General features: G+C 58.2%; 13 protein-coding genes and 3 rRNA genes. 6 read left to right on the plus strand and 10 right to left on the minus strand.

What is annotated here, in order from left to right; translation table 11 throughout:
- Positions 1-29: 29 nt before the first annotated feature.
- A complete protein-coding gene (locus ACOYXI_RS22870) occupies positions 30-1,103 on the minus strand; it encodes a BMP family ABC transporter substrate-binding protein (protein WP_461675331.1) in 1,074 nt (357 codons plus the stop codon).
- A 287-nt stretch (positions 1,104-1,390) separates the two neighbouring features.
- On the opposite strand from ACOYXI_RS22870, the gene ACOYXI_RS22875 reads away from it, so the two are divergent.
- Entirely contained in the window at positions 1,391-2,482 is a 1,092-nt protein-coding gene (locus tag ACOYXI_RS22875; protein ID WP_461675332.1) for a calcium:cation antiporter, read from the plus strand.
- A gap of 124 nt (positions 2,483-2,606) precedes the next feature.
- Here ACOYXI_RS22875 and ACOYXI_RS22880 read toward each other — a convergent pair whose 3' ends face one another.
- The 9 genes from ACOYXI_RS22880 to ACOYXI_RS22920 form a co-directional block, all read right to left on the minus strand.
- A complete protein-coding gene (locus ACOYXI_RS22880) occupies positions 2,607-3,965 on the minus strand; it encodes an 8-oxoguanine deaminase (RefSeq protein WP_461675333.1) in 1,359 nt (452 codons plus the stop codon).
- Positions 3,966-4,224: 259 nt separating this feature from the next.
- Positions 4,225-4,911, minus strand: a complete 687-nt coding sequence (locus ACOYXI_RS22885; RefSeq protein WP_095138233.1) for an SDR family oxidoreductase — start codon at positions 4,909-4,911, stop codon at positions 4,225-4,227.
- A gap of 248 nt (positions 4,912-5,159) precedes the next feature.
- Positions 5,160-6,086 carry an ABC transporter permease gene (locus ACOYXI_RS22890; RefSeq protein ID WP_003221385.1) on the minus strand — a complete coding sequence of 309 codons (927 nt, stop codon included), beginning with the start codon at positions 6,084-6,086 and terminating at the stop codon, positions 5,160-5,162.
- Positions 6,086-7,192: an ABC transporter permease gene (locus ACOYXI_RS22895; RefSeq protein WP_135294900.1), complete on the minus strand. Its 1,107-nt coding sequence runs from the start codon at positions 7,190-7,192 to the stop codon at positions 6,086-6,088. Before ACOYXI_RS22895 ends, ACOYXI_RS22890 begins: the two co-directional genes overlap by 1 nt.
- A gap of 15 nt (positions 7,193-7,207) precedes the next feature.
- Positions 7,208-8,755, minus strand: a complete 1,548-nt coding sequence (locus ACOYXI_RS22900; protein WP_135294901.1) for an ABC transporter ATP-binding protein — start codon at positions 8,753-8,755, stop codon at positions 7,208-7,210.
- A 606-nt stretch (positions 8,756-9,361) separates the two neighbouring features.
- Entirely contained in the window at positions 9,362-9,943 is a 582-nt protein-coding gene (locus ACOYXI_RS22905) for an IMPACT family protein (protein ID WP_210556599.1), read from the minus strand.
- A 7-nt stretch (positions 9,944-9,950) separates the two neighbouring features.
- Positions 9,951-10,601 (minus strand): TetR/AcrR family transcriptional regulator, encoded by a 651-nt coding sequence (locus ACOYXI_RS22910; protein ID WP_461675334.1) that lies wholly within the window; start codon positions 10,599-10,601, stop codon positions 9,951-9,953.
- A gap of 87 nt (positions 10,602-10,688) precedes the next feature.
- Positions 10,689-12,077 (minus strand): uracil-xanthine permease family protein, encoded by a 1,389-nt coding sequence (locus ACOYXI_RS22915; RefSeq protein ID WP_461675335.1) that lies wholly within the window; start codon positions 12,075-12,077, stop codon positions 10,689-10,691.
- A 122-nt stretch (positions 12,078-12,199) separates the two neighbouring features.
- Positions 12,200-13,120, minus strand: coding sequence for a LysR family transcriptional regulator (locus ACOYXI_RS22920; protein WP_007968115.1), 921 nt, complete (start codon positions 13,118-13,120; stop codon positions 12,200-12,202).
- Between the two features lie 138 nt (positions 13,121-13,258).
- On the opposite strand from ACOYXI_RS22920, the gene aptA reads away from it, so the two are divergent.
- The 5 genes from aptA to rrf all read left to right on the plus strand — a co-directional run bounded on the left by aptA (position 13,259) and on the right by rrf (position 21,783).
- Complete coding sequence (gene aptA / locus ACOYXI_RS22925; protein WP_098967086.1) at positions 13,259-14,608, plus strand: omega-aminotransferase AptA; 1,350 nt, start codon at positions 13,259-13,261, stop codon at positions 14,606-14,608.
- Between the two features lie 75 nt (positions 14,609-14,683).
- Entirely contained in the window at positions 14,684-16,177 is a 1,494-nt protein-coding gene (locus tag ACOYXI_RS22930) for a CoA-acylating methylmalonate-semialdehyde dehydrogenase (RefSeq protein WP_225137440.1), read from the plus strand.
- Between the two features lie 630 nt (positions 16,178-16,807).
- Positions 16,808-18,344 (plus strand): 16S ribosomal RNA (locus tag ACOYXI_RS22935).
- A 277-nt stretch (positions 18,345-18,621) separates the two neighbouring features.
- Positions 18,622-21,513 (plus strand): 23S ribosomal RNA (locus ACOYXI_RS22940).
- Positions 21,514-21,667: 154 nt separating this feature from the next.
- Positions 21,668-21,783 (plus strand): 5S ribosomal RNA (rrf, locus tag ACOYXI_RS22945).
- Together the 16S, 23S and 5S rRNA genes form the textbook arrangement of a ribosomal RNA operon.
- Positions 21,784-21,796 lie beyond the last annotated feature (13 nt).

Consider the following 21,796-nt stretch of genomic DNA (forward strand, 5'->3'; position numbering starts at 1 on the left):
CCCACAGGGGAATGGTGGTGGGGCCGGAATTACTTCGGCATCTCGGCCTTCATCCCTTCCACGTAATAGTTCATCGACGCCAATTCGGCATTGGTTGCGCTCACCCCAGCAGGGATCTTCTCCACGCCGGCCTGATCCTTGATCGGCCCGGTGAACGGTTGCAACTTACCGCTCTTGATGTCGGCAATGATCTGCTCGGCCTCGGCTTTCACTGGTGCCGGAACCAGATCGCTGATCGGCAGTTCAACCGTGCCTTCCTTCAGCCCGCCCCAGTAGTCCTGGGATTTCCAGCTGTGGTCGATCACGTTTTGCGTGGCCTGAATGTAGTGCGGTGCCCAGTCGTTGACGATCGAAGTCAGCACCGCTTTCGGGCCGAAATGCGCCATGTCCGAGGCATAACCCACGGCGTACACGCCACGCCGTTCGGCGGCCTGAATCGGCGCCGGGCTGTCGGTGTGCTGGAACACTACGTCCACACCCTGATCGATCAGGGCGTTGGCGGCGTCGGCTTCCTTGCCCGGGTCGAACCACGAGTTGACCCACACCACTTTGATCTCGGTGCCGGGGTTGTACTTGTTCAGCGCCAGCTGGATGGCGTTGATGTCGCGGATCACTTCCGGAATCGGGAACGAGGCGACGTAGCCGATCTTCTTGCTCTTGGTCATCTTCGCCGCGAGGAAACCGCCGACGTAGCGACCCTCGTAGGTGCGGGCCAGATAAGTGCCGAGGTTCTTGTCCTGCTTGTAGCCGGTGGCGTGTTCGAAGGTGACCTTGGGAAACTGTTTGGCGACTTTCAGCGTCGGGTTCATGTAGCCGAAGGAGGTGGTGAAGATCAGGTCGTAGTTGTCCTTGGCCATATTGCGGATTACCCGCTCGGCGTCGGCGCCCTCGGCCACGTTCTCGACGTAATTGGTGCTGATCTGCGCGCCGAATTTCTCCGCCAGTGCCTTGCGCCCCTGTTCATGCTGATACGTCCAGCCGTGGTCGCCGATCGGGCCGATGTAGACGAAACCGACCTTCAGTGGATCGGCAGCGCTGGCGCTCAGGCTGATCCCCAGACCGATGGCGGCGCACAGCAGTTTGTGCAGCGGACGTATTTGCATGAATTGGAGCTCCATTTTGTTGTGTGTGGTCAGGGGCAATGCAAATTGCTGACCAACAGGACAACAAACAATCCAAAACCGAAGTGCGGCCTTCGCGAGCAAGCCCGCTCCCACATTGGAATGCGATTCCCTGTGGGAGCGGGCTTGCTCGCGAAGAGGCCGGCAGGAACGATAAAAGTGCATGCCTGAAACCCGCTGCAATCGGTTGGTGCGCTAAGGTGTAACGAAACGTTAGCGCCGCGCCGCAGTCAGTAGCTCATTCGAATCTCTCGGCAAAAAGGCCCGCCATGCTCACGATCCTCAAGCAAGAAAGCTTTCTGCTGCTGGCGGTGATTGCCGCGTGCATCGCTTATCCGCTGGAACACTGGATGCTCCACAGCGGCCAGATCGTCGCGCTGGTCTGCGGTCTGGTGCTGATCGCCTTCATCGTCGCCGCGTCGATGCGCGTCGCCCATCATGCCGAACTGCTCGCAGAAAAAGTCGGCGACCCCTACGGCACGATGATCCTGACCCTCGCTGCGGTGCTGGTGGAAGTGGTGATCCTGGCGATCATGATGAGCAACGAGGCGTCCGCCACGCTGGTGCGGGACACGATCTATTCGGCGGTGATGCTCGACATCAACGGCATCCTCGGCCTCGCCGCGTTGATGGGCGGGCTCAAGCACGGCGAGCAGTCGTACAACGATGATTCGGCACGCAGCTACAGCGTGATGATCCTCACCGCCATGGGCGTATCGATGGTGGTGCCGGAGTTTATTCCGGCGGCCAACTGGAAGATTTATTCAGCGTTCACCATCGGTGCGATGGTGGTGCTTTATGCGTTGTTCCTGCGCATGCAGGTCGGGCCGCACAGTTACTTTTTCAGCTACAGCTACCCGGATAAACGCCGCAAGAAAGAGCCGGTGGAAGATGAACCGAAACCGCTGAGCCTGACCTGGTCGATCGGCATTCTGGTGTTCGGCGTGGTGGTGATCGGCGCACTGGCCGAAGTGATGTCCAAGTCCCTCGATCTGGGCCTGGAAGGTACCGGTGCACCGCCGGTGATCACGGCGATTCTGGTGGCGGCGATTTCCGCGGCGCCGGAGATCCTGACGGCGTTGCGTGCCGCGTTGGCCAACCGCATGCAATCGGTGGTGAACATTGCGATGGGCGCGTCACTGTCGACGGTGATCCTCACCGTGCCGGTGATGGAAGCGATGGCGCTGTACACCGGTCAGCCGTTTCAAATGGCGATGACCCCGGTGCAGACGGTGATGATCTTCATCACGCTGATTGTCAGTGCGATCAACCTGAATGACGGCGAGACCAATGCCATCGAAGGCATGACGCACTTTGTGCTGTTTGCGACGTTTATCATGCTCTCCCTGCTGGGCCTTTAAGGACATACACAAATCCAAATGTGGGAGCGGGCTTGCTCGCGAAAGCGGTGTGTCAGGCAGGCTAAATCTGAATGACACACCGCTTTCGCGAGCAAGCCCGCTCCCACAGGGTTTAGTGTTGGGATCAGGTACCGGCGATCAACTGGCGAGCCGCCTGGCTGTGATCGGCGATCAGACCCTTCAGATCCAGCCCTTCAACCTGGCCGTCCACCACGCGCCACTTGCCGCCAATCATCACCCGATCCGCACGATCGGCACCGCACAACAGCAGCGCCGAAATCGGATCATGGCTGCCCGAGAAACGCAGCTCATCGAGCTTGAACAACGCCAGATCCGCCTGCTTGCCCACCGCCAGCTCGCCAATGTCGGTACGCCCCAACAGGCTCGCCGAGCCTTTGGTTGCCCAGCCGAGCACGCGTTCCGGGGTGATCTTCTCCGCGCCGTAACGCAGGCGCTGGATGTACAACGCCTGACGCGCTTCTAGAATCATGTTCGACGCGTCGTTCGAGGCCGAACCATCCACGCCGAGACCGAACAGCGCACCGGCATCGGTCAGATCGATGCTCGGGCAGATGCCGGAGGCCAGACGCATGTTCGAACTCGGGCAATGGCAGATACCGGTGCCGGCCTGGCCGAGGCGAGCGATTTCATCCGGGTTGAAGTGGATGCCATGGGCCAGCCAGGTGCGCGGGCCGAGCCAGCCGACGCTGTCCAGATAATCCACGGTGCGCAGGCCGAAACGTTGCAGGCAGAAATCCTCTTCGTCGAGGGTTTCCGCCAAGTGCGTGTGCAGACGCACGTCGAGTTTATTCGCCAGTTCGGCGCTGGCCGACATGATTTCCGGGGTCACCGAAAAGGGCGAGCAAGGCGCCAAAGCGATCTGGATCTGCGCACCATCGCCGCGCTCGTGGTACTCGTGAATCAGGCGCTGACTGTCGTCGAGAATCACCTGACCTTCCTGCACGGTCTGCTGCGGCGGCAGGCCGCCGTCCTTCTCGCCGAGGCTCATCGAGCCGCGAGTGAGCATGGCGCGCATGCCCAGTTCCCGCACGGTGTCGACTTGCACGTCTATGGCGTTTTCCAGACCGTCCGGGAACAGGTAATGGTGGTCGGCGGCGGTGGTGCAACCTGACAGCAGCAGTTCAGCCAAAGCCACTTTCGTCGCGAGGGCGAGTTTTTCCGGGGTCAGCCGTGCCCACACCGGGTACAGGGTTTTCAGCCACGGGAACAGCGGCTGATTGACCACCGGCGCCCAGGCGCGAGTCAGGGTTTGATAGAAGTGGTGATGGGTGTTGATCAGGCCCGGCAGGATCACATGCTCGCGGGCATCGAACACTTCGTTGCACGGCGCGGACGGTTGCTGACCGGCTGCCAGCACTTCGACGATCACGCCGTCTTGCAGCACCAGACCGCCACGGGCATCGAGCGCGTTGGCCGTGAAAATGGCGAGGGGATTTTTTAACCAGGTATGGGTCGCAGGCATTGTGGCCGGCTCCTCTGAAAGTGGGGTTCAGGGTTGCCAGCTCAGTGTTGCCCTGTCTGCTGATCCAGGGTCGCCGCGATGGACGAGGTGCGGAGTTTCAAACAAATCGCCGGATCGGGCAAGCCCAACCCGACAGGACACCGCCATCCCCTTGTAGGAGTGAGCCTGCTCGCGATAGCGGTCTTTCATTCAATATCATCGGTGACGGACACACTGCGATCGCGAGCAGGCTCACTCCTACAGGGAAGATCTGTGGTGCTTACCAGGGAATGGTTTCACCCTTGTAGTTGATGAAGTGATGCCCGCCCTTGCCGGTGTACGCATTCACCTGATCAATCAGCCCACGGGTGCTGGTCTCTACATCCAGGTCAGCACCTTCACCACCCATATCCGTCTTCACCCAGCCCGGGTGCAGCGACAGCACGGTAAGTTTCTGCTCGCCCAACTGGGTGACAAAACTGTTGGTCATCGAGTTCAGCGCGGCCTTGCTGGCCTTGTACAGCGCCAGCTCCGGGGCGTCGGGTACGGTGACGCTGCCCAGGCCGGAACTCATGAACGCCAGCACGCCGCTGCCATCGCGGATCTGCCCGACGAAGCGTTGCGCCAGGTTGATCGGCGCCACGGCGTTGGTGAAAAACAGTTGCCCGACTTCGGCCAGTGTCGCGCCGCCCGGGGTTTGCACTTCAGGGCCTTTGACCCCGGCGTTGACGAACAGCAGGTCGAATGTCTCGCCCTTGAGCTGCTGGCTCAGGGCGATCACCGCTTGCTGGTCGTCCATGTCGAGTTTCTCGATCCGCACCTTGCCCAGCGCTTGCAGCGCCTCGGCCTTTTGCGGATTGCGCACGGTGGCGGTCACTTGCCAGCCATCGGCCAGCAGGGTTTTCACCAACCCGAGGCCCAAGCCACGGGAGGCGCCGATGATCAGTGCGTTTTTTGCCTGGGACATGACTCGGTTCCTTGAAGATTACGGTTCACGGATTCAATGGACACGCCTGACCCAGCCGTAGTTGCAGTACTCGTCGCAACACATCGAGCCGGGTCTCAAAAGAGCTGTTGATCCCGAAGCATACTCCAGGCTCTAGCGTGGTTGCTTCTCGAATTCGCAGGCCGCTCAGCGGTGTTCGCAAATCATGTACACAACATGGACACTGTGGGAGCGGGCTTGCCAGCGATGAGGCCCGTGGCATCACCACCCTAATGCCCGGCCTGCCACGGCTGCCCCAACGACACCGGCGCATACAACCGGGTACGAACGGCATCCCGTGACAACAGCACCAACACCACAATCGTCGCCACATACGGCAGCATCGCCAGCAGACTCGACGGAATCGCCAGCCCCAAGCCCTGCGCCACCAGATGCAGGATGCTGGCGAGGCCAAACAGATAAGCCCCGAGCAACAAGCGCCACACCCGCCAACTGGCAAACACCACCAGCGCCAGGGCAATCCAGCCGCGTCCGGCGGTCATGTTCTCGGCCCACATCGGCGTGTACGCCAGCGACAGATACGCCCCGGCCAAACCGGCCATCGCCCCGCCGAACAGCACCGCCAGCGTGCGCACGGTCAGCACCGGCAGGCCCATCGCACTGGCCGCGTCCGGATTCTCACCAACGGCCTGAATGATCAGCCCGACACGGCTTTTGATGATCACCCAAGCCACCAGCGCAAACAGCGCGAACGACAGGTACACCAGCAAGTCCTGAGCAAACAGCATGCGCCCGATCAGCGGAATCTCACTCAAGTACGGAATCGCCAACGGCTCGAATCCGGCCAACGGCTTGCCGACCCACGCCGCGCCGACAAAGGTCGACAGGCCCACACCGAAGATCGTCAGCGCCAGCCCGGTCGCCACCTGATTGGCGTTGAACACCAGCGCCACCAGGGCAAACAGCGAAGACAAGAGCATCCCCGCGAGCATCGCCAGCAACACGCCGAGCCACAGGTTGCCGCTGTTGAGGGCGACGATAAAACCGATCACCGCGCCAAACAGCATCATTCCTTCCTGCCCGAGGTTGAGCACGCCGCTCTTCTCGCAGATCAACTCACCCAGCGCCACCAACAACAGCGGCGTGCCGCAGCGCACCATGGCGTAGAAAATATTGCTCAGCAGATCGATATCCATCACAGCGCTCCGGCGGTTACGGCGGTGGTCGACGTGCGCCGTGCCCAGCGCAGTTTCAGGCGTGGCCGATAGAGAATCAGCACGTCGCAGGCCAGCAGGAAAAACAGCATCATTCCCTGGAATAGTTGGGTGATCGCTTGCGGCAGATTCAGGGTCATCTGCGCGCTCTCGCCGCCGATGTACAGCAGCGCCATCAACAGGCTTGAGAACAGAATCCCGATCGGGTTCAACCGTCCGAGAAACGCCACGGTGATTGCTGCATAGCCATAGCCCGGCGAGACTTGCGGCACCAATTGCCCGATCGGCCCGGTCACTTCGCAAACCCCGGCCAGCCCGGCCAAACCACCGCTGATCAACAGCGCGAGCCAGATCAGATGCTTCTCGCGAAAGCCGACAAAACCTGCGGCACGTTTATCCAGACCTAGCACTTTGATCTGGAAACCGACAAAGCTTTTCTGCAACAACACCCACACCGCAACCAGTGCGAGCAAAGCGAAATACACCCCGGCGTGCACCCGGCCATCCTCCATCAGCAGCGGCAGGCGACTGGCGTCGCCGAACATCGCCGACTCGGGAAAGTTGTACCCGGCCGGATCCTTCAGCGGCCCGTGCACGCAGAACAGCAACAGGTTCAGCGCGATGTAATTGAGCATGATGCTGGTGAGGATTTCGTTGGCGTTGAAGCGCGTGCGCAGCCATGCCGTCAGCCCGGCCCAAGCGGCCCCGGCGAAAGTGCCGGTGAGCAGAATCAGCACCAGCGCCCAACGGCTTTGCAGGTCGATGATGTTCACCGCCAAGGCACTGCCGGCGAGTGCGCCGAGGAGCAATTGGCCTTCGGCGCCGATGTTCCAGATTCGCGCTTGATAAGCCACCGCCAGACCGAGTGCACAAAGCAGAATCGGCAGCGCCTTGACCAGCAGTTCGGAGACGCCATACAGATCGCTGACCGGTGCGATCAACAACGTGTGCAAGGTTTGCAGCGGGTCATGTCCCAGAGCGATGAACAACAGCGAGCCGCAACCGAGGGTCAGCAGTGCTGCCAGCAACGGCGAGCACCACAACATCAGGCGCGATTGTTGGCCACGGGGTTCGAGGGAAAGCAGCATGTTGGGAAAACTCCGTCAGGCCGTGGCCGATGAATGCGTGGGGTTGATGTGCCCGGCCATCCAGCTGCCGACATCGCTCAGCAGGGTGTCGGTGGTGTTCTGCAGCGGCGACAGACGCCCGGCGCACAGGGCGCCGAGGCGGTCGCTGATCTGGAACAGTTCGTCGAGGTCTTCGGAGATCACCAGGATCGCCGCGCCGGCATCGCGCAGGGCAATCAGCGCGCGGTGAATGGTCGCCGCCGCGCCCACGTCGACGCCCCAAGTCGGGTGCGCGGCGATCAGCAGTTTCGGTTGCTGGAGAATTTCCCGGCCGAGAATGAATTTCTGCAGATTGCCGCCGGACAGGCTGCGCGCGGCCGCGTGAGTGCCCGGGGTTTTCACCCCGAAGCGCTGAATGATCTGTTGGGCGAGGGCTTCGACTTTACTGCGCTCGATCAAACCGTTGCGCACCAGCCCCTGTTGAAAGGCCGTGAGCAAGGCGTTGTCGGCAAGGCTCAGTTCCGGCACTGCGCCGTGGCCCAGGCGTTCTGCCGGGACGAACGCCAGACCGAGTTGGCGCCGCGCATCCGGACGCAAATCGGCGACCGCTTGCCCGGCGAAACAAATGGTTGTCGCGCTGTCGCGGGGCAGGGTTTGTTCACCGCTGAGCAGGGCGAGCAACTCATCCTGGCCATTGCCCGCGACCCCGGCGATACCGACGATTTCGCCGCCGCGCACTTGCAGGTTGATGTCGCTCAACGAGCAGCCGAAGGGATCGGGGTTGTGCCAGCTCAAGCCGTTGACCTGTAGAAAGTCCGCGCCGCCACTGACCTTCGGATATTCGCCGATCAACGCCGCCGCTTCGCCGACCATCATCTGCGCCAATTGCTGATCCGAGCATTCGGCCGGCCGGCAATGCCCGGCGACCCGCCCGCCGCGCAAAACCGTGGCGTTATGGCACAGGGCGCGCACTTCCGCGAGCTTGTGGCTGATAAACAGAATGCTGCAGCCCTCTGCGGCGAGGCGGCGCAGGGTGATGAACAGTTCGTCGGCCTCTTGTGGCGTCAGCACCGACGTCGGCTCGTCGAGGATCAGCAGGCGAATGTCCTGCATCAGGCAGCGAATGATCTCCACTCGTTGCCGCTCGCCAATCGACAGGCTGTGGACAAGTCGCTCCGGCTCCAGCGCCATGCCGTAGCGGCGCGACACTTCGCGAATTTTCGGCTCAAGCTGTTTCGGCGTACCGGCCTCGGCGCCCATTGCCAGAGCAATGTTCTGCGCGACGCTGAGGGTTTCGAACAGCGAGAAATGCTGAAACACCATGCCGATCCCCAACTGCCGGGCCTGCGCCGGGTTGCGGATATTCACCCGCTGGCCCTGCCAGAGCATTTCGCCGATATCGGCCTGGGTGACGCCATAGATGATCTTCATCAGCGTGCTTTTACCCGCGCCGTTCTCACCGAGCAGTGCGTGGATTTCTCCCGGCGCGATGCTCAGGTCGATGGCGTCATTGGCCAGACAACCGGGGTAGCGTTTGCTGATCTGGCGCAGTTGCAGGCGCGGCGTTGAATCTGGGCTTGGCATGACAGGCTCGACTGACTTGGAGTTGTGCCTGTGGATAAAGCAATTTCCTGGCCATTGAGTCAGGAACGCCCGCCGTAACTGTTGCCGCGTGCCGGCGGCAGAGCGTCGCGCTGAAAAACGCAGGAGGAGCCGGCACCAATTCAGCGCAAAGCTGTTGATCCGGCTCCATTTTTGCACCGTGACGAACTGGTTAAAAAACGAGCAGCCGGGTCGAAGCTATACAGAACCTGCGACTGCGCCAGCCATGAACGGCTTATCCACAGGTTGTTCCACAGTATTTGTGCGCAATTGGAAATCCTTGGCATAAGCGCTGGGATGCTATCTCCCAATGGTGATAAAAAGCGCTAACTATCTGTTTTTACGTGGGATTTATCTTTTTTCATGCGCAGTGGACGAAAAGTGAGCAAATCGCGCAAAGCCACGTGACAGAAGGGTTACAGCCATATGTGCTCAGGTTATCCACAGTCGGGTGCACAGCAGATGTGGGCAAGTTGCTGGAATAAAGAAATCCGTCGATGCCCTAAAAGATCGCAGCCTTCGGCAGCTCCTACAGGGAAACGCAAAGTCCTGTGCAGGAGCTGACGAAGGCTGCGATCTTTTGCTCTTCTAACGCTGCAGCACTATCCGCCCACGGCTGAGATCCGCCAGCTGCGTTTGCAACAACTCGATCTGCGCCTCACCCACCGCCAACTGCAACTCAACACCATTGGCAGTGAAGTTTTCTTCCACTACCAAGCCACCCAGATCCGCCACCCGCAGCTTCACCAACGCCAACTCGGCAAAGCCGCAGGCACAACTGAGCGGCACACGGCTGATCAACTCGACTTTTGCCGCCGCTTGCAGGCACTTGTTCGCGCCGCCGCCATAGGCTCGGGCCAAACCGCCGGTGCCCAGTTGAATGCCGCCATACCAGCGGATCACCAGCACCGCGACCTGATCGCAATCCTGCGCTTCGATGGCCGCCAGAATCGGCCGCCCGGCGGTGCCGCCGGGTTCGCCGTCGTCGTTGCTGCGGTATTGCGCACCGAGTTTCCACGCCCAGCAGTTGTGCGAGGCATTCAAGTCGCTGTGTTGTTCGAAGAACGCCTGCGCGTCTGCGGGGCTGCCGATCGGCGCGGCGACGGTGATGAAGCGGCTTTTGCGAATCTCTTCGCGGTACTCGCAAAAACCACTGAGAGTGAAAGGCATAAACGTCTTAAATAGTCGGGGTGAGGCCGCAGCCTTTGAGAATGATGCGGATCAGGTTGTTGCCGGCGTCTTCCATGTCCTGCTTGGTCAGCTTGCTGCGACCGCTGACGCGGCAGATCTGCGTGGCGAAGTCGGCGTAATGCTGGGTGCTGCCCCACAGCAGGAAAATCAGGTGCACCGGATCCACCGGGTCCATCTTGCCGGCATCGATCCAGGCCTGGAACACGGCTGCGCGGCCCTGGAACCAGGCGCGGTAATCCTGGTTGAAATACTCGGTCAGGCATTCGCCGCCACTGATCACTTCCATCGCAAAGATCCGCGAGGCCTGCGGCTGACGGCGGGAGAATTCCATCTTGGCGCGAATGTAGCGGGTCAGCGCTTCGGCCGGATCATCCTTGGCGGTCAGGGTGTTGAAGGTGCTGTCCCACAGCTCGATGATGTTGCTCAGCACCGCCACGTACAACCCAAGCTTGTTGGTGAAGTAGTAATGCAGATTCGCCTTGGGCAACCCGGCATTCTGCGCGATGGTGTTCATGCTGGTGCCTTTGTAACCGTGACGGGCGAACTCGTCTTCGGCGGCTTTGAGGATGGTCTCTTCGTTCTTCTGACGAATGCGGCTGGCGGGTTTGCCGCCGTGAGCAGGGACTTCAAAGGTCATAGGCACTTCCGGTTTGTCTGTGGGTGCAACCAGTTGCGTTGATAACGCACCCACAGGCATCCGACAAGTCCTGATGCAATAAAACCGTTACGCCTGTTCGATCTTGTTCAGCGCTGCGGCGGATTCGACGCGGGTGGTTTTCGCCTCCGGCAGCAACAGGCACAGGATGATCGCGGTCAGGCCACCGCTGGTGATCGCCGAATCGAACAGGTTTTGCACCAGTTTCGGTAACAGGTGCAACAGGTTCGGTTGCGCGGCAATGCCCAGGCCGACGCCGAGCGAGGTGGCGATGATCAGCATGCTGCGTCGGTCCAGCGGCGACTGTGCAAGGATCCGCACCCCGGCCGCTGCTACGCTGCCGAACATCACCAGCGTGGCGCCACCGAGCACCGGTTTGGGGATCTGCTGCAGCACCGCGCCGATCATGGGGAACAGACCGAGACAAAACAGGATCGCGCCGATGTACAGCCCGACATAGCGGCTGGCCACGCCGGTCAACTGGATTACGCCGTTGTTCTGCGCAAACGTGGTGTTGGGGAAGGCGCTGAAGGTGGCGGCGATCATGCAGCTGACGCCGTCACCGAGTACGCCGCCACGCAAACGACTTATATAGGAAGGGCCGCCGATTGGCTGGCGGGCGAGCATGCAATTGGCCGTGAGGTCGCCGACGGTTTCGATGGTGCTGATCAGGTAAATCAGCGCGACCGGCAGGAAAGCGGTCCAGTCGAAGCTGAAACCGAACTTGAAGGGTGCAGGAAGACTGACCAGCGGCAAGTCAGGCAATGCTTGCGGAACCAGTTTCCCGCTGAACCACGCGGCCAGACTGCCGAGCAGCAGTCCGATAATGATGGCCGACAGCCGCACCCACGGCGTGTTCGAGCGGTTGAGCAGGATGATCGTCAGCAACACGAACACCCCCAGCGCCAGATTGCCCGGCGCGCCGAAGTCCGGCGCATTGAATCCACCGCCCAGATCGGTGATGCCGACCTTGATCAGACTGACGCCGATCAGGGTGATGACGATCCCGGTCACTAGCGGCGTAACAACCCGGCGTAATTGACCGATGAAACGGCTGAGGACGATCTGCACCACGGCGCCGAAAAAGCATACGCCGAAGATCATCGCCAGAATGTCTTCCGGGCTGCCGCCACGCTGCTTGACCAGAAACCCGGCCGACAGCACCGCGCCGAGGAAGGCGAAACTGGTGCCCTGCAAACAGATCATCCCGGCGCCGATGCCGAACGGCCGCCGCGCTTGAATAAAGGTGCCGACCCCGGAAACCATCAGCGCCATGCTGATCAGGTACGGCAAGTGTGCGGTCAGGCCGAGGGCCGAGCCGATCACCAGCGGTGGGGTGATGATGCCGACGAAACTGGCGAGAACGTGTTGCAGGGCGGCGAGGATTGCGGCGGGTGGTTTTGGGCGGTCGTCGAGGCCGTAGATCAGGTCGCTGGACGGTTCAGAATCTGGCTGCATGGCTTAAGGCTTCTTGTTGAAGGATCGGGGTTGATCCTGCTTTGCAAAAAGCTGTCCACTTGCTCAGGTTATTCAGTGATTTTGTGGTTGAAAACCTGATCTGTCGGGCCTTGCAGGATTTTTCAACGCGTCGCCGCCAGACTCTCCAGAAAACTTTCCAGCACCAAATGAGGGCGCCGCCCCTTGCGCGTGACCGATGCCAGACTCAAATCATAAAAACGTGTCGTCGATTTCAGCGCACGCAAGCGACCTTGCTGCACCCACAGGCTGGCGTAATGATCCGGCAGATAACCGATATAACGCCCGGTCAAAATCAGAAACGCCATGCCCTCACGGTCGGACGCACTGGCGGTGCAATTGAGCGCCTGGTAATGCGCCTGAATCTCCGCCGGCAAACGAAAGGTCGGGGCAATCGCATCCTGGCTATTAAGGCGCTCGTCATCCAGCTGCTTGTCATCCACATAAAACAGCGGATGACCCACCGCGCAATAAAGCAGTGAGCGTTCGCTGTACAACGGCTGATATTCCAGCCCCGACAGTGCGCTGGCCTGCGGCACCACGCCGACATGCAGGCGACCGTCGAGCACGCCTTGTTCGACCTCGTTGGGAGCGATCATGCGAATCTGGATCTGCACGTCCGGCCCGCGTTCCTTCAACTGTGCGAGGGCATGGGTGATGCGCATGTGGGGCAGGGTGACGAGGTTGTCGGTCAGGCCAATGATCAACTCGCCACGCAGGTGTTGGTGCAGGCCGTTGACCTCGGTGCGGAAACTTTCCAGCGCACTTAACAGTTGCAGCGCTGACTGATAAACCTCGCGGCCCTCTTCGGTCAGCGAGAACCCGGCGCGGCCGCGTTGGCACAAACGCAGGCCAAGGCGCTGTTCGAGATCGCTCATCTGCTGGCTGATCGCCGAGCGCCCGATGCCGAGCACGGTTTCCGCCGCCGAGAAGCCGCCGCACTCCACCACGCTGCGGAAAATCCGCAGCAGGCGAATATCAAAATCACTGACCTGGGCCAGCGGATCGGGGCGGCGACTGCTCATGCTGTTGTTCTCATTGTTTAGCAGGCTTCTAACTGAAGGTTAGAAAAGTTGGATTTCACCGACTTTATCCGCATGGCAATTTAGCTGCAACAACGCTTTTTATCTCCCTGATGCTTATGCCCTGCGAGGTTTTGCCCGATGAACATGCCTGAAAACGCGCCGTCGCCACTGGCCAGCCAACTGAAGCTGGACGCGCACTGGATGCCGTACACCGCCAACCGCAACTTCCAGCGCGATCCGCGTCTGATTGTGGGTGCCGAAGGCAGCTGGCTGTTCGATGACAAGGGCCGCAAGATCTACGATTCGCTGTCCGGTCTGTGGACCTGCGGCGCCGGGCACACCCGCAAGGAAATCCAGGAAGCGGTATCCAAACAACTGGGCACCCTCGATTACTCGCCAGGCTTCCAGTACGGCCATCCGCTGTCGTTCCAGTTGGCGGAAAAGATCACTGAGCTGACTCCGGGCAACCTGAACCACGTGTTCTTCACCGACTCCGGTTCCGAGTGCGCCGACACTGCGGTGAAGATGGTTCGTGCCTACTGGCGTCTGAAAGGTCAGTCAACCAAGACCAAAATGATCGGCCGTGCCCGTGGCTACCACGGTGTGAACATCGCCGGCACCAGCCTTGGCGGCGTCAACGGCAACCGTAAGCTGTTCGGTCAGGCGATGATGGATGTCGATCACCTGCCGCACACGCTGCTGGCCAGCAACGCATTCTCCCGTGGCATGCCGGAGCAGGGCGGTATCGCCCTGGCCGATGAGCTGCTGAAGTTGATCGAACTGCACGACGCGTCGAACATCGCGGCGGTCTTCGTTGAACCGATGGCCGGTTCCGCTGGCGTACTGGTTCCGCCTCAGGGTTACCTGAAGCGTCTGCGCGAGATCTGCGATCAGCACAACATCCTGCTGGTCTTCGACGAAGTGATTACCGGTTTCGGCCGCACCGGCTCGATGTTCGGCGCCGAGAGCTTTGGCGTGACCCCGGACCTGATGTGCATCGCCAAGCAAGTCACCAACGGCGCGATTCCGATGGGCGCAGTGATTGCCAGCTCCGAGATCTACCAGACCTTCATGAATCAGCCGACTCCGGAATACGCGGTGGAATTCCCCCACGGCTACACCTACTCGGCCCACCCGGTGGCGTGCGCCGCTGGCCTGGCGGCACTCGACCTGCTGCAAAAGGAAAACCTGGTGCAGAGCGTGGCCGAGGTTGCACCGCATTTCGAAAATGCCCTGCACGGTCTGAAAGGTTCGAAGAACGTCATCGACATCCGTAACTACGGCCTGGCCGGTGCGATCCAGATTGCCCATCGTGATGGCGACGCCATCGTGCGTCCGTTCGAAGCGGGCATGGCCCTGTGGAAAGCCGGGTTCTACGTGCGCTTCGGCGGCGACACCCTGCAGTTCGGCCCAACTTTCAACAGCAAGCCGCAAGACCTCGATCGTCTGTTCGACGCGGTTGGCGAAGTGCTGAACAAGCTCGACTGATTTTCCCTCTATATATACCTGCGAATAACAGGCGCCCCATGTGGGCGTCTGTACACAAGAATTCAGGAGTTTTCGATGAGCGTTATCCCGCATTTGATCAATGGCGAACTGGTGACCGAGCACGGTCGCGCGGTTGATGTGTTCAACCCGTCCACCGGTCAGGCGATCCACAAGCTGCCGCTGGCCACCCGCGAAACCATTCAACACGCGATCGACGCCGCCAAGGCTGCATTCCCGGCATGGCGCAACACCCCGCCGGCGAAACGTGCCCAGGTGATGTTCCGCTTCAAGCAACTGCTGGAGCAGAACGAAGCGCGTATCTCGCAATTGATCAGCGAAGAACACGGCAAGACCCTCGAAGACGCCGCCGGTGAACTGAAGCGCGGTATCGAGAACGTCGAGTTCGCCTGCGCCGCCCCGGAAATCCTCAAGGGCGAATACAGCCGCAACGTCGGCCCTAACATTGACGCCTGGTCGGACTTCCAGCCACTGGGCGTGGTTGCCGGCATCACGCCATTCAACTTCCCGGCGATGGTCCCACTGTGGATGTACCCACTGGCGATCGTCTGCGGCAACTGCTTCATCCTCAAACCGTCCGAGCGTGACCCAAGCTCGACGCTGCTGATCGCTCAACTGCTGATCGAAGCCGGTCTGCCGAAAGGTGTGCTCAGCGTGGTGCATGGCGACAAGACTGCAGTGGACGCGCTGATTGAAGCGCCGGAAGTCAAAGCGCTGAGCTTTGTTGGTTCGACGCCGATTGCCGAATACATCTATGCCGAAGGTACCAAGCGCGGCAAACGCGTTCAGGCACTGGGCGGCGCGAAGAACCATGCGGTGCTGATGCCGGATGCGGATCTGGACAACGCGGTCAGCGCGCTGATGGGCGCGGCCTATGGTTCTTGCGGTGAGCGCTGCATGGCGATTTCGGTCGCAGTATGTGTCGGCGATCAGGTAGCGGATGCGCTGGTGGCGAAACTGGTTCCACAGATCAAGGCGCTGAAAATCGGTGCCGGCACTTCGTGTGGTCTGGACATGGGGCCACTGGTGACCGGTCAGGCGCGGGACAAGGTTAGCGGCTATGTCGATGACGGTGTGGCAGCGGGCGCGACCTTGGTCGTCGATGGTCGCGGCTTGAGCATTCCGGGTAACGAAGAGGGCTTCTTCCTCGGCGGCTGCCTATTCGACAACGTCACCCCTGAAATGCGCATCTATAAGGAGGAGATCTTCGGGCCGGTGTTGTGCGTGGTTCGGGTCAACAGCCTGGAAGAGGCGATGAAGCTGATCAACGATCACGAATACGGCAACGGCACCTGCATCTTCACTCGTGATGGTGAAGCGGCCCGTCTGTTCTGCGACGAAATTGAAGTCGGCATGGTCGGCGTCAACGTACCGCTGCCGGTTCCTGTGGCTTACCACAGCTTCGGCGGCTGGAAGCGCTCGCTGTTCGGCGACCTGCATGCCTATGGCCCGGATGGTGTGCGCTTCTATACCCGTCGCAAGGCCATCACCCAGCGCTGGCCGCAGCGTGCGAGCCATGAGGCTTCGCAGTTCGCTTTCCCTAGCTTGTAAGTAGCGGGGCATGACGAAGGCCGACCTCTAGAGGTCGGCCTTCGTGTTTTCGGGTTTTTTTGACCGATATGACAGAAATGTGAAAAAAGCGGTTGACGGCAGATTCTGGAGGTCTATAATTCGCCCCACTTCCGGCGCAGTCGAAACGGAAAACTCCTTGAGATTCAACGAGTTACGCAGTTTTCGACAGCGGCTTGCTTCAGCTCATCGAAGCCTGGAAGGAGTTGAAAGGGCGGTGATGTTTGGCTCTTTTGATGGTTCGATCTTCTCGGTCGAAAGCGGAGAAAAAGAGGTGTTGACAGCAGCGTGTAACGCTGTAGAATTCGCCTCCCGCTAACGAGAGATCGGAAGCGCAAGTGGTTGAAGTTGTTGAAGAAATCTTCGAAAACTTCTGAAAATAATCACTTGACAGTAAATGAGGCTGCTGTAGAATGCGCGCCTCGGTTGAGACGAAAGATCTTAACCAGCCGCTCTTTAACAACTGAATCAAGCAATTCGTGTGGGTGCTTGTGGAGTCAGACTGATAGTCAGCAAGATTATCAGCATCACAAGTTACTCCGCGAGAAATCAAAGATGTAACCAACGATTGCTGAGCCAAGTTTAGGGTTTCTTAAAAACCCAAAGATGTTTGAACTGAAGAGTTTGATCATGGCTCAGATTGAACGCTGGCGGCAGGCCTAACACATGCAAGTCGAGCGGATGAAAGGAGCTTGCTCCTGGATTCAGCGGCGGACGGGTGAGTAATGCCTAGGAATCTGCCTGGTAGTGGGGGACAACGTTTCGAAAGGAACGCTAATACCGCATACGTCCTACGGGAGAAAGCAGGGGACCTTCGGGCCTTGCGCTATCAGATGAGCCTAGGTCGGATTAGCTAGTTGGTGAGGTAATGGCTCACCAAGGCGACGATCCGTAACTGGTCTGAGAGGATGATCAGTCACACTGGAACTGAGACACGGTCCAGACTCCTACGGGAGGCAGCAGTGGGGAATATTGGACAATGGGCGAAAGCCTGATCCAGCCATGCCGCGTGTGTGAAGAAGGTCTTCGGATTGTAAAGCACTTTAAGTTGGGAGGAAGGGTTGTAGATTAATACTCTGCAATTTTGACGTTACCGACAGAATAAGCACCGGCTAACTCTGTGCCAGCAGCCGCGGTAATACAGAGGGTGCAAGCGTTAATCGGAATTACTGGGCGTAAAGCGCGCGTAGGTGGTTTGTTAAGTTGGATGTGAAATCCCCGGGCTCAACCTGGGAACTGCATCCAAAACTGGCAAGCTAGAGTATGGTAGAGGGTGGTGGAATTTCCTGTGTAGCGGTGAAATGCGTAGATATAGGAAGGAACACCAGTGGCGAAGGCGACCACCTGGACTGATACTGACACTGAGGTGCGAAAGCGTGGGGAGCAAACAGGATTAGATACCCTGGTAGTCCACGCCGTAAACGATGTCAACTAGCCGTTGGGAGCCTTGAGCTCTTAGTGGCGCAGCTAACGCATTAAGTTGACCGCCTGGGGAGTACGGCCGCAAGGTTAAAACTCAAATGAATTGACGGGGGCCCGCACAAGCGGTGGAGCATGTGGTTTAATTCGAAGCAACGCGAAGAACCTTACCAGGCCTTGACATCCAATGAACTTTCCAGAGATGGATTGGTGCCTTCGGGAGCATTGAGACAGGTGCTGCATGGCTGTCGTCAGCTCGTGTCGTGAGATGTTGGGTTAAGTCCCGTAACGAGCGCAACCCTTGTCCTTAGTTACCAGCACGTAATGGTGGGCACTCTAAGGAGACTGCCGGTGACAAACCGGAGGAAGGTGGGGATGACGTCAAGTCATCATGGCCCTTACGGCCTGGGCTACACACGTGCTACAATGGTCGGTACAGAGGGTTGCCAAGCCGCGAGGTGGAGCTAATCCCACAAAACCGATCGTAGTCCGGATCGCAGTCTGCAACTCGACTGCGTGAAGTCGGAATCGCTAGTAATCGCGAATCAGAATGTCGCGGTGAATACGTTCCCGGGCCTTGTACACACCGCCCGTCACACCATGGGAGTGGGTTGCACCAGAAGTAGCTAGTCTAACCTTCGGGAGGACGGTTACCACGGTGTGATTCATGACTGGGGTGAAGTCGTAACAAGGTAGCCGTAGGGGAACCTGCGGCTGGATCACCTCCTTAATCGACGACATCAGCTGCTCCATAAGTTCCCACACGAATTGCTTGATTCATGCGTTTGTAAAAGTGCAGAGCTAAATATTCGAATCGAATAATTAGCTCTGATCTTTTTCAGAATCGTTCTTTAAAAATTTGGGTATGTGATAGAAAGATAGACTGAACGTTACTTTCACTGGTAACGGATCAGGCTAAGGTAAAATTTGTGAGTGACTCTTAAGAGTTTTGCGAATTTTCGGCGAATGTCGTCTTCACAGTATAACCAGATTGCTTGGGGTTATATGGTCAAGTGAAGAAGCGCATACGGTGGATGCCTTGGCAGTCAGAGGCGATGAAAGACGTGGTAGCCTGCGAAAAGCTTCGGGGAGTCGGCAAACAGACTTTGATCCGGAGATGTCTGAATGGGGGAACCCAGCCATCATAAGATGGTTATCTTGTACTGAATACATAGGTGCAAGAGGCGAACCAGGGGAACTGAAACATCTAAGTACCCTGAGGAAAAGAAATCAACCGAGATTCCCTTAGTAGTGGCGAGCGAACGGGGACTAGCCCTTAAGTGGCTTTGAGATTAGCGGAACGCTCTGGAAAGTGCGGCCATAGTGGGTGATAGCCCTGTACGCGAAAGTCTCTTAGTCATGAAATCGAGTAGGACGGAGCACGAGAAACTTTGTCTGAATATGGGGGGACCATCCTCCAAGGCTAAATACTACTGACTGACCGATAGTGAACTAGTACCGTGAGGGAAAGGCGAAAAGAACCCCGGAGAGGGGAGTGAAATAGATCCTGAAACCGTATGCGTACAAGCAGTGGGAGCCCACTTTGTTGGGTGACTGCGTACCTTTTGTATAATGGGTCAGCGACTTATTTTCAGTGGCGAGCTTAACCGAATAGGGGAGGCGTAGCGAAAGCGAGTCTTAATAGGGCGTCTAGTCGCTGGGAATAGACCCGAAACCGGGCGATCTATCCATGGGCAGGTTGAAGGTTAGGTAACACTGACTGGAGGACCGAACCGACTACCGTTGAAAAGTTAGCGGATGACCTGTGGATCGGAGTGAAAGGCTAATCAAGCTCGGAGATAGCTGGTTCTCCTCGAAAGCTATTTAGGTAGCGCCTCATGTATCACTGTAGGGGGTAGAGCACTGTTTCGGCTAGGGGGTCATCCCGACTTACCAAACCGATGCAAACTCCGAATACCTACAAGTGCCGAGCATGGGAGACACACGGCGGGTGCTAACGTCCGTCGTGAAAAGGGAAACAACCCAGACCGTCAGCTAAGGTCCCAAAGTTATGGTTAAGTGGGAAACGATGTGGGAAGGCTTAGACAGCTAGGAGGTTGGCTTAGAAGCAGCCACCCTTTAAAGAAAGCGTAATAGCTCACTAGTCGAGTCGGCCTGCGCGGAAGATGTAACGGGGCTCAAACCATACACCGAAGCTACGGGTATCACGCAAGTGATGCGGTAGAGGAGCGTTCTGTAAGCCTGTGAAGGTGAGTTGAGAAGCTTGCTGGAGGTATCAGAAGTGCGAATGCTGACATGAGTAACGACAATGGGTGTGAAAAACACCCACGCCGAAAGACCAAGGTTTCCTGCGCAACGTTAATCGACGCAGGGTTAGTCGGTCCCTAAGGCGAGGCTGAAAAGCGTAGTCGATGGAAAACAGGTTAATATTCCTGTACTTCTGGTTATTGCGATGGAGGGACGGAGAAGGCTAGGCCAGCTTGGCGTTGGTTGTCCAAGTTTAAGGTGGTAGGCTGAGATCTTAGGTAAATCCGGGATCTTAAGGCCGAGAGCTGATGACGAGTTACCTTTTAGGTGACGAAGTGGTTGATGCCATGCTTCCAAGAAAAGCTTCTAAGCTTCAGATAACCAGGAACCGTACCCCAAACCGACACAGGTGGTTGGGTAGAGAATACCAAGGCGCTTGAGAGAACTCGGGTGAAGGAACTAGGCAAAATGGCACCGTAACTTCGGGAGAAGGTGCGCCGGTGAGGGTGAAGGACTTGCTCCGTAAGCTCATGCCGGTCGAAGATACCAGGCCGCTGCGACTGTTTATTAAAAACACAGCACTCTGCAAACACGAAAGTGGACGTATAGGGTGTGACGCCTGCCCGGTGCCGGAAGGTTAATTGATGGGGTTAGCTAACGCGAAGCTCTTGATCGAAGCCCCGGTAAACGGCGGCCGTAACTATAACGGTCCTAAGGTAGCGAAATTCCTTGTCGGGTAAGTTCCGACCTGCACGAATGGCGTAACGATGGCGGCGCTGTCTCCACCCGAGACTCAGTGAAATTGAAATCGCTGTGAAGATGCAGTGTATCCGCGGCTAGACGGAAAGACCCCGTGAACCTTTACTATAGCTTTGCACTGGACTTTGAATTTGCTTGTGTAGGATAGGTGGGAGGCTTTGAAGCGTGGACGCCAGTTCGCGTGGAGCCATCCTTGAAATACCACCCTGGCAACTTTGAGGTTCTAACTCAGGTCCGTTATCCGGATCGAGGACAGTGTATGGTGGGTAGTTTGACTGGGGCGGTCTCCTCCTAAAGAGTAACGGAGGAGTACGAAGGTGCGCTCAGACCGGTCGGAAATCGGTCGTAGAGTATAAAGGCAAAAGCGCGCTTGACTGCGAGACAGACACGTCGAGCAGGTACGAAAGTAGGTCTTAGTGATCCGGTGGTTCTGTATGGAAGGGCCATCGCTCAACGGATAAAAGGTACTCCGGGGATAACAGGCTGATACCGCCCAAGAGTTCATATCGACGGCGGTGTTTGGCACCTCGATGTCGGCTCATCACATCCTGGGGCTGAAGCCGGTCCCAAGGGTATGGCTGTTCGCCATTTAAAGTGGTACGCGAGCTGGGTTTAGAACGTCGTGAGACAGTTCGGTCCCTATCTGCCGTGGACGTTTGAGATTTGAGAGGGGCTGCTCCTAGTACGAGAGGACCGGAGTGGACGAACCTCTGGTGTTCCGGTTGTCACGCCAGTGGCATTGCCGGGTAGCTATGTTCGGGAAAGATAACCGCTGAAAGCATCTAAGCGGGAAACTTGCCTCAAGATGAGATCTCACTGGAACCTTGAGTTCCCTGAAGGGCCGTCGAAGACTACGACGTTGATAGGTTGGGTGTGTAAGCGCTGTGAGGCGTTGAGCTAACCAATACTAATTGCCCGTGAGGCTTGACCATATAACACCCAAGCAATCTGCATGCTCGAAAGAGACCAGATTGCGGTGTGTGAAGACGCAATGAACCGAAAGTTCGCGATGCTCACAAAACACCTGTATCACATACCCGATTTGCTGAAGCGAGGCCAACCGGTCACGAGTCAGTACCCGAATTTCTTGACGACCATAGAGCGTTGGAACCACCTGATCCCATCCCGAACTCAGAAGTGAAACGATGCATCGCCGATGGTAGTGTGGGGTTTCCCCATGTGAGAGTAGGTCATCGTCAAGATTAAATTCCGAAA

The organism is Pseudomonas sp. G3-19, from assembly GCF_054855875.1.

What these genes read in the sequence shown, in the direction of transcription:
- ACOYXI_RS22870 (WP_461675331.1), bottom strand. Translation starts at nt 1,103, where the DNA reads ATGCAAATACGTCCGCTGCACAAACTGCTGTGCGCCGCCATCGGTCTG.
- ACOYXI_RS22875 (WP_461675332.1), top strand. Translation starts at nt 1,391, where the DNA reads ATGCTCACGATCCTCAAGCAAGAAAGCTTTCTGCTGCTGGCGGTGATT.
- ACOYXI_RS22880 (WP_461675333.1), bottom strand. Translation starts at nt 3,965, where the DNA reads ATGCCTGCGACCCATACCTGGTTAAAAAATCCCCTCGCCATTTTCACG.
- ACOYXI_RS22885 (WP_095138233.1), bottom strand. Translation starts at nt 4,911, where the DNA reads ATGTCCCAGGCAAAAAACGCACTGATCATCGGCGCCTCCCGTGGCTTG.
- ACOYXI_RS22890 (WP_003221385.1), bottom strand. Translation starts at nt 6,086, where the DNA reads ATGGATATCGATCTGCTGAGCAATATTTTCTACGCCATGGTGCGCTGC.
- ACOYXI_RS22895 (WP_135294900.1), bottom strand. Translation starts at nt 7,192, where the DNA reads ATGCTGCTTTCCCTCGAACCCCGTGGCCAACAATCGCGCCTGATGTTG.
- ACOYXI_RS22900 (WP_135294901.1), bottom strand. Translation starts at nt 8,755, where the DNA reads ATGCCAAGCCCAGATTCAACGCCGCGCCTGCAACTGCGCCAGATCAGC.
- ACOYXI_RS22905 (WP_210556599.1), bottom strand. Translation starts at nt 9,943, where the DNA reads ATGCCTTTCACTCTCAGTGGTTTTTGCGAGTACCGCGAAGAGATTCGC.
- ACOYXI_RS22910 (WP_461675334.1), bottom strand. Translation starts at nt 10,601, where the DNA reads ATGACCTTTGAAGTCCCTGCTCACGGCGGCAAACCCGCCAGCCGCATT.
- ACOYXI_RS22915 (WP_461675335.1), bottom strand. Translation starts at nt 12,077, where the DNA reads ATGCAGCCAGATTCTGAACCGTCCAGCGACCTGATCTACGGCCTCGAC.
- ACOYXI_RS22920 (WP_007968115.1), bottom strand. Translation starts at nt 13,120, where the DNA reads ATGAGCAGTCGCCGCCCCGATCCGCTGGCCCAGGTCAGTGATTTTGAT.
- aptA (WP_098967086.1), top strand. Translation starts at nt 13,259, where the DNA reads ATGAACATGCCTGAAAACGCGCCGTCGCCACTGGCCAGCCAACTGAAG.
- ACOYXI_RS22930 (WP_225137440.1), top strand. Translation starts at nt 14,684, where the DNA reads ATGAGCGTTATCCCGCATTTGATCAATGGCGAACTGGTGACCGAGCAC.